This is a genomic window from Levilactobacillus senmaizukei DSM 21775 = NBRC 103853, assembly GCF_001592085.1.
Taxonomy (GTDB): domain Bacteria; phylum Bacillota; class Bacilli; order Lactobacillales; family Lactobacillaceae; genus Levilactobacillus; species Levilactobacillus senmaizukei.
In genome coordinates this window covers 1-1,932 of the sequence record NZ_BCWD01000053.1, presented here as the reverse complement: position 1 = coordinate 1,932, position 1,932 = coordinate 1, and the positions used below count along the sequence as shown (strand labels likewise).

Annotated in this window: 3 protein-coding genes and 1 pseudogene; all 4 read right to left on the bottom strand. The window is 31.3% G+C overall.

Translation table 11 applies throughout. From position 1 onward, the window contains the following. Window positions 1–13: 13 nt before the first annotated feature. Window positions 14–154: a restriction endonuclease subunit S gene (locus tag LSE01S_RS10865; RefSeq protein ID WP_268872591.1), complete on the bottom strand. Its 141-nt coding sequence runs from the start codon at window positions 152–154 to the stop codon at window positions 14–16. A 9-nt stretch (window positions 155–163) separates the two neighbouring features. Further along, the gene (locus LSE01S_RS10535; RefSeq protein WP_035146988.1) at window positions 164–1,222 is read right to left on the bottom strand and encodes a DUF389 domain-containing protein; all 1,059 of its coding nucleotides are present in this window, start codon (window positions 1,220–1,222) and stop codon (window positions 164–166) included. Window positions 1,223–1,271: 49 nt separating this feature from the next. Further along, window positions 1,272–1,430 (bottom strand): annotated as a pseudogene (locus LSE01S_RS11160) (TrkH family potassium uptake protein); the annotation flags it as partial. Window positions 1,431–1,443: 13 nt separating this feature from the next. Then, on the bottom strand, window positions 1,444–1,932 hold a 489-nt coding region (locus LSE01S_RS10530), incomplete at its 5' end, for a RepB-like protein (RefSeq protein ID WP_061777583.1).

Here is a 1,932-nt window from a genome sequence, read left to right as displayed (position 1 = left end):
CTAATTATAGACCCTAAACAAACATCTTTTGTAAAAAGCCTTTTTTCTGTTCTTTCAACAAATCTAACTTACGTTGATGAAGAGTGATAGTGTTGTCTAACTTTAAAACAAAGTTAGATATTTGTTTTTGTTCATCCAAAGAAGGTAACGGTATAATGGAGCCTTATTCATTAATCTGTTTTGAACTATCATTTTTTTCTTTTTTACTTTCAATATTCTTGTCGGTGTTTTCATCTAACTTATTTTGTATATATTGATCTAGATACTTAGAAAGTTCCTCACCCTTCAAATTTCCTAATTCTGGTATTTGAATTACCTCTAATGTCACTTTTTTTAGCCCGTAACTAGATAAACTTTCTTTTAAATTATTCATTTTAGAGGCATTTATTTTTTTACCAGACACTGTTAAAACAAGCTTATTCTGCGAGTTTTTATAATTCTGATCCAAAATAACGTAATCTTTAAATTCATTTTTCAAAAAATTGTTAATGGTATATTTACGAACACTATCCTGAACTAAAGATGAAGCAGAAATAATACTTGGGATCATGATTAATATAGAAATTACTAACAAGAAAAGGTTAATTCTATTTTTGTTTGTACTCACTTTATAATGTACTGGAAATTTCATCACTCTGATACCAATAACTGTCGCAATGATAATGAAAGCACTATTGATAACGAATAAATAAGACGACCCTAAAAAATATTCCCATTTTAATACTGAAATTGAATACCCAATAGTACATAAAGGTGGCATTAAAGCTGTAGCTATTGCCACTCCTGGAACAATATTATTAGCTTGTTTTTTTCTTGCACCAATGATTCCTGCCACTCCACCTGCAAAAGCGATGATAACATCCCAGATGGTTGGACTTGTTCTTGAAATAATTTCGCTACTCGGATAACTGATGGGTGATATCATAAAATAAAGTGAGGATACGATTATGCTGACCGCTACTTCTAAGAGTAATAATTTAGCAGACTTTCTTACTACAAAAGAGTCTAAAACAGACAGACCATATCCTAAGGCTAATATTGGTGTCATAACAGGTGAAATTAACATAGCTCCTATGACTACAGCATTAGAATTCATATTTAATCCAATTGAAGCAATTAAAATAGCACACACTAATATTATTGAATCGCTAATTCTAATTTCTAAATCTTGTAATATTTTTTCCCTAAACTCTATCGGGGTAAATTCATAATTATTTTTCATAATTCATCCTTATACTTCTTTTAAAAATTTTAACTGTCATCACTCCAGATTATCCGACCATTACATTTTCTTCAGGATATTTATAGAGAGCTTCTTCTCTATTTTTAGTATTAAGAGAGTAAATGATTGTAAATATTCCAACACGACCAATAAACATAAGTAAGCCAATTAATCCCTTGCTTGCAGAACTTAATTCAGGTGTTACATTTTAACTGAATCATCTATTTTCGCCATAGTTCCCACCATTTTCTTGGTTTTTCTTGTTCTTCTATCCTTTTTTGATCTTTGATTTGCTCCAGCAAAGTTTCCAAATGCTCTTTAAGAGCGTTCACTTCATCTTTATATTGATTGTCTAAGTGTTTGAATTCTGTTTCCTGTGAGGGCATTTTGAGAGCTTTTAAGCTGTCATTTTCTGCCTTGTATTCTTCGAGCAGTTGTTTGTCCTGTAAGGCCAATCTTTGTTGCTGATCTAGTAACTTATGTAACTCTTTCTTTTCAGATTGCATTTCTGATACTAAATTTCGAAGGAATTTCACTTCATCTTGTCCATCAACCGCATCTTTTTTGTTGTCGTCAACATTATCTTTTTGTTGACGGTATCTTGTTGACGAATCGTTTGAGAACATTGCTTTAATAGCTTTTTGCCCATCAACATCAACGTAAACAGTATTGCCTTTTGTTGATGTAAATTGACGTAAATCGATTGACGC

Coding starts and splice junctions, on each gene's coding strand:
- LSE01S_RS10535 (WP_035146988.1), bottom strand. CDS start 1,222: ATGAAAAATAATTATGAATTTACCCCGATAGAGTTTAGGGAAAAAATA.